The sequence below is a fragment of the Nonomuraea pusilla genome (assembly GCF_900109355.1).
GTDB lineage: Bacteria > Actinomycetota > Actinomycetes > Streptosporangiales > Streptosporangiaceae > Nonomuraea > Nonomuraea pusilla.
Map to the genome: position 1 here is coordinate 101,017 of NZ_FOBF01000023.1, position 16,791 is coordinate 117,807.

11 protein-coding genes are annotated in these 16,791 nt (G+C 73.8%); 5 read left to right on the plus strand and 6 right to left on the minus strand.

The window, feature by feature from the left end:
• Positions 1 to 63: 63 nt before the first annotated feature.
• Positions 64 to 249, minus strand: a complete 186-nt coding sequence (locus BMX74_RS43465) for a hypothetical protein (RefSeq protein ID WP_143078879.1) — start codon at positions 247 to 249, stop codon at positions 64 to 66.
• A 202-nt stretch (positions 250 to 451) separates the two neighbouring features.
• On the opposite strand from BMX74_RS43465, the gene BMX74_RS35195 reads away from it, so the two are divergent.
• On the plus strand, positions 452 to 1,477 hold the full coding sequence (locus tag BMX74_RS35195) for a trypsin-like serine peptidase (RefSeq protein WP_256257456.1): 1,026 nt from the start codon (positions 452 to 454) through the stop codon (positions 1,475 to 1,477).
• Between the two features lie 51 nt (positions 1,478 to 1,528).
• Here the strand turns inward: BMX74_RS35195 and BMX74_RS35200 are convergent, their stop codons facing one another.
• The 3 genes from BMX74_RS35200 to BMX74_RS35210 form a co-directional block, all read right to left on the minus strand.
• On the minus strand, positions 1,529 to 4,099 hold the full coding sequence (locus tag BMX74_RS35200; RefSeq protein WP_091104882.1) for an AfsR/SARP family transcriptional regulator: 2,571 nt from the start codon (positions 4,097 to 4,099) through the stop codon (positions 1,529 to 1,531).
• 78 nt (positions 4,100 to 4,177) lie between these two features.
• Positions 4,178 to 6,298 (minus strand): glycoside hydrolase family 6 protein, encoded by a 2,121-nt coding sequence (locus tag BMX74_RS35205; RefSeq protein WP_055504257.1) that lies wholly within the window; start codon positions 6,296 to 6,298, stop codon positions 4,178 to 4,180.
• A 75-nt stretch (positions 6,299 to 6,373) separates the two neighbouring features.
• Positions 6,374 to 9,247: an AfsR/SARP family transcriptional regulator gene (locus BMX74_RS35210; protein ID WP_055504258.1), complete on the minus strand. Its 2,874-nt coding sequence runs from the start codon at positions 9,245 to 9,247 to the stop codon at positions 6,374 to 6,376.
• A gap of 247 nt (positions 9,248 to 9,494) precedes the next feature.
• On the opposite strand from BMX74_RS35210, the gene BMX74_RS35215 reads away from it, so the two are divergent.
• Positions 9,495 to 10,583 carry a HesA/MoeB/ThiF family protein gene (locus BMX74_RS35215; RefSeq protein WP_055504259.1) on the plus strand — a complete coding sequence of 363 codons (1,089 nt, stop codon included), beginning with the start codon at positions 9,495 to 9,497 and terminating at the stop codon, positions 10,581 to 10,583.
• 4 nt (positions 10,584 to 10,587) lie between these two features.
• The gene (locus tag BMX74_RS35220) at positions 10,588 to 11,781 is read left to right on the plus strand and encodes a hypothetical protein (protein WP_091104884.1); all 1,194 of its coding nucleotides are present in this window, start codon (positions 10,588 to 10,590) and stop codon (positions 11,779 to 11,781) included.
• Between the two features lie 19 nt (positions 11,782 to 11,800).
• Here the strand turns inward: BMX74_RS35220 and BMX74_RS35225 are convergent, their stop codons facing one another.
• Both BMX74_RS35225 and BMX74_RS35230 read right to left on the minus strand, forming a co-directional pair.
• Positions 11,801 to 12,490 carry a response regulator transcription factor gene (locus tag BMX74_RS35225; protein ID WP_091104885.1) on the minus strand — a complete coding sequence of 230 codons (690 nt, stop codon included), beginning with the start codon at positions 12,488 to 12,490 and terminating at the stop codon, positions 11,801 to 11,803.
• A complete protein-coding gene (locus BMX74_RS35230) occupies positions 12,478 to 13,533 on the minus strand; it encodes a sensor histidine kinase (protein ID WP_218154148.1) in 1,056 nt (351 codons plus the stop codon). Before BMX74_RS35230 ends, BMX74_RS35225 begins: the two co-directional genes overlap by 13 nt.
• Positions 13,534 to 13,663: 130 nt before the next feature.
• Here BMX74_RS35230 and BMX74_RS35235 point away from each other — a divergent pair, with 130 nt between their 5' ends.
• Positions 13,664 to 14,557: an ABC transporter ATP-binding protein gene (locus BMX74_RS35235; RefSeq protein ID WP_055504263.1), complete on the plus strand. Its 894-nt coding sequence runs from the start codon at positions 13,664 to 13,666 to the stop codon at positions 14,555 to 14,557.
• A complete protein-coding gene (locus BMX74_RS35240; RefSeq protein ID WP_091104887.1) occupies positions 14,554 to 16,764 on the plus strand; it encodes an alpha/beta fold hydrolase in 2,211 nt (736 codons plus the stop codon). Before BMX74_RS35235 ends, BMX74_RS35240 begins: the two co-directional genes overlap by 4 nt.
• Positions 16,765 to 16,791: the final 27 nt, after the last annotated feature.

Consider the following 16,791-nt stretch of genomic DNA (forward strand, 5'->3'; position numbering starts at 1 on the left):
CCCCCGCAGATTTACAAGCGGAACCGGCCGGACGACGGCCGACCGGTTCCGAATACATGTGGATCAGCCGCTGGATCCGCCACGGTTGATGGTGGTCTCGATCTTCTCGAGCTTCCTGATCTTGACCTCGAGCTTCTTCTTCTTCATGGACAGCTCCTCGCTCTCCTGCGCCCCCGGGCCTGGCCGAGGAGGCGCCCCGAAACGACCAGCGAAGGGCGGCTGACCGCGGACGGCTGACTCGCCCCTCATCGCGATCAAGAGCCTGACAGGAATAAAGCGGGACCGTCAAGGTCATTCACCACGAACTAAACCCAAATCCCCACGCCGTGGCCGCCGAGAACGTGCCGCCGCCCGGTCGCGCTGCTGGGCCACCCCTGCCCCCGTGGTTGTTCGAATAGCCGTCATCCTTGCGAGCAGCTCTGGAGAGGGCGAGATGAAGACAACACTGGGTGTGTCAGCTGTCGGTTCGCTGGTCTCCGGACTCGTGGCCGCACCGGCCGCGGGGGCGCCCAGCACGGAGATCTACCCTCTGGCATCTGCGGCGACAGCCGCCGAAGTGGCCGCCTTCTGGCTCGGCGACGGCGGCGCCAACCTGACGAACGCCACGCCGTACGACGTCCAGACCGTCGTCGAGAAGGTCTTTCCGGGCGGGGGAGGCGGCCCCGACGCCAAACCCGGCATGGTCGAGCCGCTGCTCCCGCCCGGCTCCGCCACGGGGAACGACAAGGTGCCCGCCGCCTCAGGCAAGGTGTTCTTCGTCGGCGCCGACGGCCGGCCGCACTGGTGCACCGGCACCTCCGTGCAGTCGCCATACCGCAACCTCGTGGCGACCGCGGGCCACTGCGCGTACGACACCCAGCGCCTCACCGCTCTCGACAAGTGGGTCTTCGTTCCCGGATCCTCCGCCGGCACCGCCCCAGCGGGCCTCTACGTCGGCAAGCAGGCCTTCACCCACTACGACTTCACGATGTACGACGACTACGACCGCGACTACTCCTTCATCAACGTCTACAACGGCGTCACCGCATCTCCCGCAGGTGAGTTGACCGACTCCGGCAGGCTGGGCGACAACGTCGGCGGACAAGGCCTGGCCTGGAACCAGCCACTCGACTCCTCGACCGACGTCTTCGGCTACCCGGCCGGCCCCAACCCTGACGGCACGCGGCCTTACACGGGTGAGACCCTCGAAACGTCCAAGGGCCGTACGACCGCCGCGAAGGTCCCGAGTTTGGGGGCCGAGGAGCTGGTCGCCGTCGATTCCCCGTTCACCGGCGAAGGCTCCCTCGGCTCCTCCTGGTTGCTGCGCTACGACAAGAGCAGCCGCGTGGGCTACCTCAACGCCCTCACCATCAGCGTCGCCGACACCGACGGCGACCTGCGCCATGACAAGAGCTTCTCCCCGTACTTCGACGGAGAACTGTCCGGCATCTACGACGCCGCCGCCACCCAGTGGACCGGCTCCATCCTGCCTGCCTGACCAGAACCGCCACCAGGCCCCGCGGGCCGTCCCCGTACGCCGCATCAGGGTTCAGAGCAGGGCCAGCAGGGAGCGGGCGTTGGCGGTGCCCTGGCGGTCGCCGGTCTCCTCGAAGATCTGCAGCGCCGCCCGGGCCAGCTCGCCCGAGCGTTCGGTCGCGCCCTCCGCCCGGTTGACCTTCGCCAGGGTCAGCAGGGCATGGGCGTCGAGCAGCCGGTCGCCGAGCCGGACGGCGATGCCCCTGGCCTGCTCGGCGGCGGCGCGCGCGTCCGGCTTCGCGCCCTGTGCCAGGTGTACCGCCGACAGTTCGAGCAGCGTGTCGGCCTGCCGGTGCCGGTCGCCGAGTTCGGCGAGGCGGCCGACGGCGGACAGCAGCCGGTCGGCGGCCTCGTCCAGGCGGCCCGCGCGGCGCAGCATGACGCCGAGCACCTGCTCGGCCTCGGCGGCGTCGCGCTGGTTCTCCGCTCCCTCCACGCAGGCCAGCAGCGCCCGCTCCGCCTCCTCCAGGCGGCCCAGTTCCAGGTGGACGCGGCCGAGCCGGCGGGTGGCGTGCGCGACCTCGCGGGCGCGTCCGCGGCTCCGGAACATCTCCAGCGCCGGCCGAAGCCGCGTCTCCGCCCCCTGCCAGTCCCGCTCGGCCAGGTGCAGGTCGCCCTGGTCCAGCAGGATGAGCGCCTCGCCCAGGCCGTCGCCCGACCGCCGCGCCGCCTCCATGGCGGGGCCGGCGACGGTCCGCCAGTCGTCCAGGAACCGGTGTCGCTCCAGGTAGGGCGCCAGCAGGTGTGCCAGCCGCCAGCAGGCGCCGTCCAGCCGGGCGGCGCTCAGGTCGGCGACCAGGCTCACCAGGAACGCCCGCTCGGCCGCCAGCCACTCGACCGACTCCCTGATGTCCCTGGTCGCGACGGCCGTGGCCGGGTCTCCCGACACCAGCGGGAACCGCGACGCCTGCACGCGCGACAGCGCCAGGTCCGCCAGCTTCGCGAGTGCCCCCGGCGCCGGCTGCTCGCGCGCGAACAGCCGGGTCAGGTCGTGCAGCCGGTAGCGCATCTGCCCGGCCACGTCCACGCCGTGGGTCTCCAGCAGCCCCGCGTCGACCAGCGTCTCCGCCTGCCCGCCGAGCAGCTCTGTCACCCAGTCGGCGAAGTCAGGGGCGGACAGCGCGCCCAGCCCGCGTAACGTCAGCCTCGCCGCCTCCGGCAGCCCGTCGAACCCGATCGCGAACACGCTGCGCACCGTCAGGTCGCCCGCGTGCAGCCGGTCGAGCCGCTGGTGCTCGTCCTCCAGCAGACCCACCAGATAGTCGGCGGTCCACTCGGGGCGGGCCGCCAGCCGGGAACCCGCGATGCGCAGGGCGATCGGCAGGCCGCCGCAGAAGCGGGCGAGCCGCCGCAGGGCGCCGTCCGCCGCCCGGCCCGAGCTCTTGACGAGCAGCTCCAGGGCTTCCCCTTCGTCCAGCACGCCCACCGGCAGCCGCCGCGCGGCGGGCAGGCCGCCCAGCGGGGAGCGGCTGGTGACGACGGTGGGGCACGAGGTCAGCAGCGGCCGTACCTGCGCCTCCCCGGCGGCGTTGTCGAGCACCACCAGGAGCTCGCGGTTGGCGGTGTAGGCGCGGAACAGCCGCTCGCGCTGCTCCGGCGCGGCCGGGATCGCCTGGGCCGGGCAGCCGAGCCAGCGCAGGAAGTCCTCCAGCACGGCGGTGGGGGCGGTGGTCTCGCGCAGGTCGGCGTACAGGATGCCGTCGGGGAAGTCGGGTCGCCGCCGCCACGCCGCGTGCACGGCCAGCGCGGACTTGCCCGCCCCCGCCTGCCCGTGCACCACGACGAGGCCGCCGGTCACCTGCTTCAGCAGCTCGGCCCGGCCGGTGAAGTCGGCCACGTCGGGCGGCAGCAGCACCGGCGGCCCGGCCGAGACGTGCAGCGAGGCGTCGTCGTGCAGCATGCGGTGGTAGAGCAGTTGCAGCTCAGGGTCCGGCTCGATGGCGTGGCCGCCGTCGAGCTGGTCGCGCAGCACCGCGTACGCGGCCAGCGCGTCCACCCGGCGCCCACTGCGGTAGAGCGCCAGCATGTACTGGCCGCGGAACCGCTGCCACGTCGGGTGCTGCCGGGTCAGCCGGCGCAGCTCGGGCAGCAGCTCGCGATGGCGCCCGGCGTCCAGGTCGGCCTGCACCCGGCGCTCCAGCGCCAGCAGCCGCAGTTCCTCCAGCTCCTCTCGCAACTGCCGGGTCTCCACCCACCGCTCGCCCTCGGGGTCCACGTCGTCCAGCACCTGGCCGCGCCACAGCGCCAGCGCCTCCTGGTACGCGCCCCGGTCCACCAGCAGCCGGAACCGATCGACGTCGAGCTGCCCGTCGCCGAGGTTCAGCAGGTACGCGCCGGACACGGTGATGATCGTCCCCTGACCGATGAGCCGCCGGAGCTGCCCCACGTACCCGCGGACGAGGGAGTCGGACCGGTCGCCGTCCTCCTGCGGCCACAGCAGCCTGCGCAGCCGCTCGGCCGTCAGCGGCCGGCCCGCGTTGAGCAGGAACATCGCGAGCAGATCGCGATGCTTGCGCACGGTCGGGGTGCAGTCCTTGCCGTCGGTGTCGCGGACCTCCAGCGGGCCCATGATGCGGAACTCCACCGCTCCTCCCTATCAGGAAGTCCGCTGCCCGCACAGACGAAGGGATTCGAGGACGGTGTCATGCCTCATGGGGAAACATCAGCGCAACGGCGGGTTGGCCAATTTCGCCCGTTCGAGGGCCAGTTCGGGCCACCACTCGCCCGCCTCCGGCGCCACGACGCCGCGCTCCGGGTCCTTCTCGCCGTCGGTGCCGCGCCGGCACCGTCCTCCGGACGTGCCCGCCCGCGCGATCCACAGGTAGGCGTCCACCAGTTCCTCGCCCGTCGCCGTGGTCGGCCGGTCGCCGACGCCCCTGCCCGGCGGGTTGCACCAGGTCTGCGGGTCGGAGTAGTGCTTGGCCGGAACCCAGGAGCCCCGGCCGTTCCTGCCGGTGTCGACGACGAAGTGCGGCATGGTGGCCGGGTCCGCTTTCGCGTCCACGGGGCAGCCCTTGCGGCCGGTGGCGAGCCGGACGGCGATGCAGGCCGACAGCTTCTTGCCGTACGCGACCGCCTTCTCGGTGGGCTGGAAGCCGGCCGTGTTGACGAAGAAGCCGTCCGCCCGGACGACGCCCGCGCCGATCAGGCGGTCGGCCATGAGCTCGGTGCCCGGCCAGAGGTCCTGGCTGCCGTCGAGGTAGACGGCGGTGTTCGGGTGGGCCTTGAGTGTCTGGACGGCCAGGCTCAGGTCCTTGTAGCGCTGATCAGGGGAGCCCTGGGGGTCGCAGTCCGGCTCGCCGGGCATCTTGGCCAGGCTGCCGGGCTCCAGGATGACGGCTGCCGGTGTGTCGCCGATCTGGGCGGCTATGCCGTTGATCCAGTCGTGGTAGGCGGCGAGGTCGGCGGCGGCGGCCGGGCGGCATTCGCTGCCCGGCAGGTAGTTGATCAGGAACACGGGCACGGCGTTCCGCTGCTCGGCGCCTGTGACGGCGCTGTCCACCTTGGCGCGGACCTCGGTCGTGCCGAGGCGGATGGCGTAGGGGACGGCGGCGAGTTTCGTCATGAGCTCGGCGTCCCTCGGCCGGTCCTCGGCCCAGAGCCGCGCCTGGCGGCTGGCCGCCGGCTCGGGCGGGGCGTAGAACCTGACGTCCTGCCCGGCCCGCAGGGGGTTCCGCGCGGCGGTGGATCGAGAGGCCGCCGGCGACGCGGAGGTGCCGTTGGCCGCGGGATCCCGGACGTCGGGGGACTTCTGCCCCTGCCACGCGAACGCCGCCGCCACCCCGGCCGCCGCGACGGCCACGGCCGCCGCCCCGGCCACCCACCTGCGCGGCCCGCCGACGCCCCGGCCGCGCCCACCCGCCACCGGGTCCGTCTCCTCGTCCACGACGCGCGCCGCCTGCGCCGACGATGTTCCAGGGGACCCGTGTGGCTGCACCGGGACGACCCGATCGGCGGCCTCACTGGCGGGAACGTCGGGCAACGGGACGGACGTGCTGAGGTGGTCGAGGATGTCCTGGGCGGTGGGGCGGTCGGCGGGCTTCTTGCGCAGGGCGGCCTCGACCAGGTCGTGCAACTGGCCGGAGAGCCCGTGCAGGGCAGGGGGCTCGTTGACGATGCGGAGGAGGATCGTGGGCACCGAGCCGGAACCGAAGGGCGACGCCCCGGTCGCGGCGAAGGCCACGGTGGAGCCCCACGAGAAGATGTCGGACGCGGGACCCACCCGCGAACCCGAGACCTGCTCCGGAGACATGTACGCCGGAGTCCCCACGATCGCGCTGCTCATCTCCGCGTCGGCGAGGCGCGCGATGCCGAAGTCGATGACCTTGGGCCCCACCTGGGACAGCAGCACGTTGGCCGGTTTGAGGTCGCGGTGCACCACCCCTGCCCCGTGGATGGCCCGCAGCGCCACCGCCATGGACGCCGCCAGCCCGTCCAGCGCCGAGCCCTTCAGCGGCCCCGACCCGCGCACGACGTCCTCGAGGTTCGGCCCCTCCACGTACTCGGTGACCAGGTAGGCCGTCTCGCCCTCGACGTCGGCGTCCAGCACCGGGGCCGTGCAGAAGCGGGCGACGCGCCGGGCGGCGGCGACCTCGCGGGCGAAGCGGCGGCGGAAGTCGGCGTCCGCGCTCATCCTGTGGTGGATGAGCTTGACGGCCACCCGCGTGCCGTCCGGCGCCTGACCCAGGTAGACGACGCCCATCCCGCCCTCGCCCAGCCGGGCCAGCAGGACGTACGGCCCGGCCAGGCGTGGATCCCCGTCGCGCAACGCCTCCAAGGTCATAGATGCTCAGGTTAGCCCGCGGCCGTTGGGCCTTCCAGACCTCGCGCTCCGGCCCCGCTGCCCCACCCGGGCCGGTCAGCCGAGGGCGGCCCGGGAGCGGGCGACCTGCTCGCGGGCGCGAGCGGACCAGACCTGTTCGTTGAGCGGGTCGAGCCGGTCGAGGCAGGCGGTGAAGTGGGCCAGCGCCGCCCGCTCGTCGCCCCGCCACCGGCTGATCTCGCCCAGCGTGTAGGCGACCAGCGCCTCTCCCCGTGTGTCCCCGGCGTTCACGAACATGTCCGCGCACTGGGCCAGCATTCCGGTGGCGGTGTCGTGGCGGCCCAGTACCGCCTCGGCCTGGGCCAGCCGGCGCAGCGCCAATCGTTCGCCGTCGCCCCACCGCAACTCGCGGCAGAGGTCGAGGCCGGCCCGGTAGTGGCCGATCGCCTCCTCGGCGCGGCCCGTCTCGTAGCAGGTGATGCCGAGGGTGCGCAGGAAACGGGCCCGGTGGATGGAGCTTTGGACGGCGGCGTCCTCCTCGACGCGGGCGAGGGCTCGGCGGCAGGTCGTGCCGGCGGCGTCGTAGCGGCCCAGGTAGAGCTGGACCCCGGCGATCTCGGTCCACGCGGCCAGCAGGCCGTGCCCGTCGCCCAGCGCGTGGAACCGCTCGGCGGCCAGGGTGGCGGCGGCGAGCGCGGAGCCCAGGTCGGCCTCCAGGGTGGCGGCGACCCCGAGCAGCGCGTACGCGGCGGCGTGCCCGTCCCCCGCCCGTGAGCAGCGGCCGAGCAGGTCGCGGAACTCGTCCGCGACCGCGCTCGCGCGTCTGCGATCCACCTCGGCGTCGGCGCGCACCAGCCGCGCCCGCGTCTCGGCGACGGTGTCGCCCGCCGCGGCGGCGGCCCCGGCGGCCGTCCCCAGCATCCGGACGGCGTCGTCGTGGAAGCCGCGCACGATCAGGAACGGCGCCAGCGCGTAGGCGAGCTCGGCCGCCTCCCGGACCAGTCCGGCGCGGGCGGCGGTCTCGGCCACGGCGACGAGCACGCCGCGCTCCGCCGCCAGCCAGGCGCCGCCCTCCGGGCAGGGCGGCGTCCGGGCTGCGACGCCGGGCGGCGGCGGGGCGAAGGCGAGGGGCAGTTCGCGCGCGGCGTCGGCGGCACGGGCGCGGGCCTCGGCGGCGACCCGGCGCAGCGCCGCGGTCCGGCTTTCCCCGCTCTCCTCGGCGATGAACAGTTCGGCGGCGAAGCCGCGCAGCAGGTCGTGCATGCGGTAGCGGGGCCGGGCCGCGGCGTCGGCCTCACCGGCGGTGATCAGGCCGGCGACGGCCAGCTCCTCCAGAGAGCCGTCCACGCGGTCCGCGCTCGCACCCGCCAGCGCGGCCACCGTCCAGGTCGCCACGCCGTCGGCGGCCACCGCGCCGAGCAGCCGGAACACGCGCCGCGCGGACGCCGACAGCGTCGCGTGGCTCGCCTCGAACGTGGCGCGGACATCCAGGTGGCCCGCGTGCAGCTCGTTCAGCGCCGGCGCGTCGGCGAGCCGGCGCGCCAGCTCGGCCAGCGGCCAGGCCGGGCGGGTGACCAGCCGTGCCCCGGCGATGCGCAGGGCGAGCGGCAGCCGCCCGCAGGCACGCAGGATCGCCTCCGCCGACTCCGGGTCACTCGCCACGCGGCTCGCCCCGGCCACGCCCGCGAGCAGGGCGCGGGCGTCGGCGGGCGGCGGCACGTCCAAGGCGTACGTGATCGCGCCGGGCATGGCGGGCAGCGGCCCGCGGGAGGTGAGGAGGACCGCCGATCGGGGCGTGCCCGGGATCAGCGGCTGCACCTGGGCCTCGCCGGCCGCGTCGTCCAGCAGCACGAGCACCGCGCGGTCGGCGATCCTGGCCCGGTACATCGCCGCCCGCTCCTCCGTGGAGGAGGGCAGGCCGGCGGAGTCCACGCCGAGCGTCCGCAGCAGCTCCGCGAGCAGGTCGGACGGGTCGCGGGGCGACGCCGACGCGCCGCGCAGCCGGACGAACAGCTGACCGTCGGGATACCGCTCCCGCACCAGGTGCGCGACATGCACCGCCAGCGTGCTCTTGCCGACACCGGGCGGCCCCGACACCGTCACGATCGCCGGAGCCGCCCCGGTGCCGTCCAGCGCGGCGACCAGGTCGCGGGTCTCGGTCTCGCGGCCGACAAAGCCGGCGATGTCGGCGGGGAGCAGGCACGTCCCCGTCCAGGCGGGCTCCCGGACCGTCTCCAGCGCGGGGGAGGGGACGGGAGCGTCGTCGAGGACCGCCGCGTGCAGGTCACGTAACTCCTGGCTGGGCTCCACGGCCAGCTCGGAGACGAGGACCGAGCGGGCCCGCCGGTACGCCTCCAGCGCCTCGGCGCGCCTGCCCGCCCGGTGCAGCGCCAGCATGAGCCGGTGCCACAGGCGTTCGTTCAGCGGGGTGGCCTCCACCAGTGGGACCAGCTCGCCGACGAGCTCGTCGTACAGGCCGAGCCGCAGGCGAACGTCGATCCAGCCGAGCCGGGCGCTCTCCCGCCGTTCCTCCAGTTCGGCGATGCGCGCCTGCACCGTCGCGGCCAGCGGCACGTCCTCGGCGGGCCGGCCGCGCCACAGCGCGAGCGCCTGCGCGAACAGCCGGTTCGCCGTGGCGGGTTCCCCGCGCGCCGCCTCCAGCCGGGCCGCCCGTACGGCCTCCTCGAAGGCGAGCACGTCGAGCCGGTCGGGGCCGAGGCACAGGCGGTAGCCGTGCGGCACGGTCTCGACCTCGACGGCGGCGCGGCGCAGCGCGGTCAGGTACGTCTGCAGGTTCGGCAGGGCGGATCGGGGCGGGTCGTCCCACACCGAGGCGATCAGCCGGTCTCTGGTCAGGACGGTGTTCGGGTGGAGCAGGAAGACGCCGAGCACCGCACGCGCCTTGGCGGCCAGCCGGACGGGCCGCCCCGCGTCGGCGACTCGGACCGGTCCGAGGATCGCGAAGTCCACCTTCGTCTCCCGGCACGATCAGCGGTTCGGTCCTTCTATGGCGACCATATGCGGTTTCTGTGGGCCGAAGGAGGAAGTTGATCGAGGACATCGGAAAGGAGGTGGACGAGGTGAAGATCGAGGTTCGCAAGGTCGAGGCCGTCAAGGCGACCCAGTTCATGACCTGAGGCACCGCCTCTCAGCTGGTCGGGAGGCGGTCCGGCCGCCTCCCGACCGACTCCGTCCCGACGAGCGATGCGGATGAGCGATGCAGGTGATGTTGAAGGAGTGCGCCTGGGAATCCCTCGGCGACGAACTGGTGGTGGTCCACGATCCGCGCGAGGCGTACACGCTGGCTGATCCGGACGGCCGGATCGCGGCGCTCCTCGACGAGCTGGCCAGGGGGCCGGCCACGGCGGAGGAGTTGAGCTCGGCGTTGACCGCGCGGGGCGTCGCCGTCACGGGGGACGACGTCCGCGCCGGGCTCTCCGGGCTCGACTCCCTCGGTCTGATCGAGGACGCCGCCGGACGCCTGCTGGGCGACCCGGACGCCGACGAGCGGCACTTCTCCAACCTGACGTTCTTCGGGGTCTTCGCCCGGCTGGGCAGGTCGCGAGCGGAGTTCGTCCGGCGGCTGCGCGACTCGCACGTCCTCGTGCTCGGCGCGGGCGGCGGCGGCTCGTCCCTCGTGCAGTGCCTGGCCGGGCTCGGCGTCGGCGCGCTGACGCTGGTGGATCGCGATGACATCGCTCCACGCAACTTCGCCCGCCAGTTCCTCTACCGGCACGCCGACATCGGCCGCTCGAAGGTGGAACGCGCCGCCGAGTGGGTGCGCGAGTACGACCCGGGCATCGCGGTCCGCGCCGTGGACCGGTGGATCTCGGGCCCGGACGACCTCAAGGACCTGACCGGTGACGTCCATGTGATCGCCGGCGGCCTCGACGGCGCGCCCGACGCGAACCTGTGGGTGAACGAGGCGGCGCTGCGCGCGGGCGTCCCGCTGGTCGCCGGCGGGATGACTCGTACCCAGCTCATCTACTTCTCGGTGGACCCGGGCAGGAGCGCCTGCCTGCGCTGCGACGAGTCCGACCTGCCCCGCCCGGACGAACGCACGACCGCGGCGGTCGCGCAGCGGCTCACCCGCGGGCTGCGGCTCGCCAACGGCCTCACCGGGCCGATGGCGATGCAGGTCGGGTCGCTGGTCGCCTACGAGGTGATGCGCTACCTGACCGGCGTCGAGCCTCCGCGCGCGGCCGGGGCCCGGGTCGTCCTGGACCTGCTGAACGGGCTCGTCCCGGTGTGGCAGCCGTTCCCGCGCGACCCCGGCTGCCCGGCATGCGCGCTGGCCCGGCGGTGACCCGATGAGCGGCAGGGTTCCGCTGCGCCCGCTCACGGTGGTCGAGGAGGGCGATGAGGTCCTGGTCGGCGACCCTGCCACCGGCACCTTCGTGGCCATGCCGGCCGTCGGCGGAGTGGTGATCTCGGCGTTGCTGCGGGGCGCGACCGAGGAGGAGGCCGCAGCCGAGGCCGAGTCGTTCGCCGGCGAGCCCGTGGACCTGCCGTCGTTCGTGGCGACCCTCGCCGAACTGGGCTTCGTCGACGATCAGCCGGAGCGGGAACGCCGGGCCGCGCGCACCGCGCCGATCCAGATGCGGCGCTGGATGGCGGGGGTGAGCCGGCGCCTGGCCCGCCCGTTCTTCGGGCGGGTGGCCTGGGCGTGCTACGCCGCCCTCGCCCTTCTCTGCCTGGCCGTCTTCGCCGCCTCGCCGTCGCTGTTCCCGAACCCGGCCCGGGACGCGTTCCTGCTCGACGACGTCGGGCTGAGCGCCCTGCTGCTCATGCCGTTCGTCCTGGTCTCGACCGCTCTGCATGAGTGCGGGCACTGGCTGGCAGCGCGCGCGATCGGCGTCAGGTCGCGTTTCGGGGTGGACCGGCGGATGATGCTGCTCGTCCTGGAGACCGACCTCTCCCAGGTGTGGACGGTGCCGCGGCACCGCCGCTACGGGCCGCTGCTCGGCGGGATGGCGGTGGACGTGGTGGTGCTCAGCCTGCTGCTGGGCGCCCGTCTGCTGATCAGGCAAGGGGTGTGGTCGCCGGCTCCCGTGGTGGACGCGACGCTCGCGCTGTGGGTGTTCGTGAAGGTGGCGGGCCTGCTGTGGCAGTGCATGGTCTTCCTGCGCACCGACCTGTACGCGGTGCTGGTCAACGCGCTCGGCTGCCGCGACCTGTGGCGGGTCAAGACGCTGCTGCTGCGGCGGGCGTTCGGCAGGCTCACCCCCGCGCAGGCGGCGGAGCTGGACGCGGCCGCGCCCGCCGACGTACGGGCCGGGCGGTGGTTCCGGTGGTTGTGGCTGGCCGGATTCGCCGGGGTGCTGGCCTGGTTCGTCTTCTTCGTGGTGCCGGTCGCGGTCGCCGTGCTGGCGTGGACGGCCGACGGGCTCCTGCTCGGGCCGTTCAGGCCGCAGTTCTGGTACGCGCTGCTGTGCGCCGCCCTGCTGCTCGGCCCGTACGTCCTGGCCGTCTCCCTGGCCGTCCGGGAGTACGCGCGGCGGTAGGCCACGGGAGACGGTTCGATCAGGCGAGGCCGGACCGTCGTTTCTGCGGATCCGGGGAGACGGGCCCCGCCTCCAGGTAGGCGAGGACGGCCATGACGCGGCGGTTGTGGTCGTCGGAGGGCGGGAGGCCGAGCTTGGCGAAGATGTTGTTGGTGTGCTTGCCGATCGCCTTGTCGGTGACGCCGAAGCGGGCTGCGATCGCCAGGTTGGACAGGCCCTCCGCCATCAGCGCGAGGACCTCGCGCTCCCTGGTGGTGAGCTCCGCCAGGGGTTCGTCCCTCGACCGGCGGGTCAGGAGCTGGGAGATCACCTCCGCGTCCATGGCGGTGCCGCCGTCGGCGACCCTGCGCACCGACTCGACGAACTCCGCCACGTCGCCGATGCGGTCCTTCAGGAGGTACCCGATGCCGCCCGACCGGTCGGAGAGGAGCTCGCGGGCGTAGAGCTGCTCGACGTACTGCGAGAGGATCAGCACCGGGAGCCCCGGCCGGCGCCGCCGGGCCTCCAGGGCGGTGCGCAGGCCCTCGTCGGTATAGGTGGGCGGGAGCCGCACGTCGATGACGGCCACGTCGGGGGTCTGCTCCATCAGGGCGGTCAGGAGCATGGGGGCGTTGTCCACCGCTTCGACCACCTCGAAGCCGTGCGCCGACAGCAGCCGGATCAGGCCGTCGCGAAGCAGGGCGAGATCCTCGGCGATCACAACGCGCACGGCAGCTCCATGGTGAGAACGGTCGGGCCGCCCGGTGGGCTCTGCACGGTCAGCGTGCCGTCGAACGCGGACAGGCGTTCCGCGATGCCGCGCAGGCCGGTGCCCGCCGCCCGGTCCGCGCCGCCGCGCCCGTCGTCGCCGACGACCAGGCGGATGCCGTGGCCGGTGCTGCGCAACCGCACCCAGGCCCGGGTGGCCTGGCTGTGCTTGGTGACGTTCGACATGGCCTCGACGGCGGCGAAGTAGAGCGCGGACTCGACCGGCGGCTCGGGGCGGCCGGTCAGGACGAGGTCGGTGGTGACCGGGACGGGGCACAGCAGGGCGGCCGCCTCGATCGCGCCAGCGAGGCCGCGGTCGGCGAGCACGGGCGGGTGGATGCCGCGCACCAGGTCGCGCAGGTCGGCGAGGGCCTGACCGGCCGACTCCCACGCCTCCTCGATCAGCTTGCGGGCCTGCTCGGGGTCGTCGGCGCTCCTGGCCAGGCCGAGGTTCATCCGCACCGCGATGAGCCTGGCCTGGGCTCCGTCGTGCAGGTCGCGCTCGATCCGGCGCAGCTCGGCCGCCCGCGCGTCGACGGCGGCGGCCCTGGAGGCGGTCAGCTCCCGCACCCGCTGGGCCAGCGAACCGCCGTCGCCGAGGAGCAGCTCGGCGAGCCGGGCCTCGGCGAGTCCCATGAGCGCGGCGATGGCCAGGGCGAGGGCCGAGAGGGTGAGCAGTGCCAGGCTGAGCGTCAAGGTCACGCTGGGGCTGTTCCTCATGGGCTGCAGGCGGAAGAGGACGCCCACGGTGTTCGTCACCACAACGAACACCGCCACCAGGAGGGCAGGGCCGACGACGGCGTTGATCGCCAGCCAGGCCGGCACGCGCGGGCCGGGCGCACGCGCGGGGACGGTCCGGCCCAGGGCCGCTCCCGCCCACGCTCGCTGCAGTGAGACGAGAGCGGCGCGGATGCCCGGCACCCAGGCGAGGAGCACGGCCACACCCAGGATCGCGTTCAGCGGCACCCCGGCTGCCGCGATCAACCCCCTTCTGACAGTGCTCACCCCACCAGTCTGCCCTGTGACCACCGGCCGCACGGTAGGCCCAGCCCTACCGTCGAGGGCGGGAAATCCCACCTCGCCCGGTGGGCGTGGGCGGATGGAGGAGGAGAGCGCACGCGGCGAGGCTGGACCCGTGATCGAAGTCAACGAGCTCACGGTCAGGTACGGTGACGCCACCGCGGTGGACGAGCTCACCTTCGCTGCGAAACCCGGCCAGGTGACCGGTTTCCTCGGCCCCAACGGCGCCGGGAAGTCCACCACGATGCGAGCGATCCTCGGCCTTGAGGCCCCGCAGGCCGGCACCGCCCTGGTCGCCGGGCGGCCCTACGCCTCGCTCAAGCGCCCGCTGCTCACGCTGGGGGCGCTGCTGGACGCGGGAGCCGTGCACGGTGGCCGCACCGCGCGGGCGCACGTGGCGTGCGTGGCTCGCAGCAACGGCATCGGCCTGGCCCGCGTGGACGAGGTGCTCGACCGGGTGGGGCTGACGTCCGCGGCCGGCAAGCGGATCGCGACGTTCTCCCTGGGCATGAGGCAGCGGCTCGGGATCGCGGTGGCGCTGCTGGGCGACCCGGAGGCGCTGATGTTCGACGAACCGGTCAACGGGCTGGACCCGGAGGGCGTGCGGTGGATCCGCGAGCTGATGCGCGCGCTGGCCGCGGAGGGCCGCGCGGTGCTCGTCTCCAGCCACCTGATGGCGGAGGTGGCCGTGACGGCCGACCACGTCGTGGTGGTCGGGAGCGGGCGCCTGATCGCCGACACGCCCATGGCGGCGCTCGCCGCGCGCTACCGGCGCGACGTGCTCGTCCGCGCCGCCGACCCGGCGGCGCTGGCGACGGTCCTGCAGGCCCACGGGGGCGTCGTGCGGGCGGAGGACGGGCTGGCGGTGACCGGGCTGGAGGCCAGGCGCATCGGCGAACTGGCCTTCGCCCACGGCATCGCGCTCTACGAGCTCACACCGCGCGAGGCCTCCCTGGAGGAGGCGTTCATGGAGCTGACCGACGGCAGCAGGGAGTACGTGGCACGATGAAGGACGCGATCGCGGCGGAGTGGCTGAAGTTCAGAACGCTCCGCTCCAACCTCTACCTGCTGATCTCCGCGCTGCTCGCGGTGGGCCTCAGCGCGGGCGTGGCCTTCCTGGTCGCGCGCGGCTTCGACGCCCAGCGGGGCGCGGACCTGCGGCGCTTCGACAGCTTGGGCGACGGGCTCGGCACCGGGCTCCCCTTCGCCTACCTCGTGGTGGGCGCCATGGGCGCGTTCTCCATCACCACCGAGTACGGCACCGGCCACATCAACACGAGCCTGACGGCCGTGCCTGCCCGTCACGCCTTCCTCCTCGCGAAGATGCCGGTGCTGGCGGCCGTGAGCCTGGTCGTGGGGCAGGTGCTGGTCTTCGGCATGCACTTCGCCACCATGGCGGTCCTGGGCGCCCGCGCCGACACCGTACTGCTGGACGGGCAGACCCTCGGCGCCTCCCTGTCCGAGCCGGGCGTCCTCGCCGGGTTGCTGATCACCGGCGCCTCGATGCCGCTGGTCGCGCTCATCGGGCTCGGACTCGGCACGGCGATCCGTTCCACGGCGGGCACGCTGGTCGCGCTGATTCTCGTGCTGCTGATCCTGCCCGCCGCCGCGCAGACCCTGCCGCGTCCGCTCGGGTCCCAGATCGGCGCGCACCTCATCGGGGCGCTGCCCGGCCAGATCGCGGCGGACGGCCTGCTCACCCCGCTCGCCGCGGGCGCGTTGCTGGCCGCCTACACCGTCGCCGCCCTGGCCGCCGCGGCGGTCGCCATCGCGCTGCGCGGGCGCCGCCTGCGGCCGCTGCTCGCCGGTACGGCCGCCACGATCCTCCTGGTGGGCGTCACCCCGGCGGCGGCTGCCCCGACCCCCGACTCCGAGCTGACGTGGAAGCCCTGCGACAAGCTGCTCTGCAGCGAGATCCGCGTCCCCGTCGACTGGGCCGAGCCCCAGGGCCGCACGATCACGCTCCCCCTCGCGATGCTGCCCCACACCGGCAGGCGTCACCGCATCGGCGTGCTGTTCTCCATCCCCGGCGGGCCCGGCGGATCCGGGGTGGAGGACCTCGAACGGCGCGCGGGCAGCTTCGCCCAGATCCGCGACCGCTTCGACGTCGTCAGCCTCCTGCCGCGCAACGGCGTCGAGCTGGGCGCCCTCGACCAGAACTGCCTCACCACCGGCCCGTGGATCACCGTGCCGGACAGCGAGCGCGAGTGGGCCGCGCTGGCCCGCTCGAACCGCGCGGCCGCGGAGCGCTGTCGCGCCGCCGACCCCGAGCTGTTCGGTCACCTCGACTCCGTCTCCTTCGCGCGCGACATCGACGCGATCCGTTCCGCGATGGGCGAGCGGCAGTTCACCTTCATGGCCACCTCCTACGGCGGCGTTCCCGGGCTCGCCTACGCCAGGCTCTTCCCCAGCCGGGTACGGGCGATGTACCTGGACGGGACCGTCAACCCGCTCCGGGACAAGAGCGAGGAGGATCGGGCGCGGTACGCCCTCATGGAGGCGCAGTTCGCCCGCTTCTCGCAGTGGTGCGCGAACGACTCCGCCTGCGCGCTGCACGGACGCGACGTCGGCACGGTGTGGAACGGACTCCGCTCCGCGGCCGACCGCTCCCCCGTGCCGGCCGAGAAGGGGGTCGCCTACAGCGGCTTCGACATCGCCGTGGCCGCCATGCCCGACCTCGTCACGCCCGGCGCGGACAACGCCCGGTGGAAGGAACTGGCCCAGGCGATCAGGCGGGCCGAGAACGGGGACGCCACCGGCTTCTCCGACTACGTCAAGGCGGGGACGCTGGGCAGCTTGAAGACGCCCTCGTTCGTCGGGATGAACATGACCCACTGCCTCGACGGGATCCGCTATCGCGACTACGCGGAGTACCGCCGCCTGCGCGCGCTGGGCGAGCGGATCGCGCCGCACCTGTACGACAGCGAACTGTGGCACCCGCTGGGCTGCGTGGGCTGGCCGGAACCGGCGCGCAAGCCCGCCGCCCCTCTCCCCGTGGACCAGTTGCCGCCGTTCGTCGGCGCGGGAACATGGACGGACTACGCGGACACCGCCGACCTCGCTCTCCGGGTGCCGGGGTCGGGCACGATCAGGTACGAGGGGCAGGGGCACGGGCTGTACCACACGGGCGACCCGTGCACGATCGCCTACGCCAACCGCTACTTCATCGACCTGCGCGTGCCGCCCCTGAACACCGTCTGCCGGCCGGAGAGCTGAAACCATGGTCATCGCATGGCCCGCCAC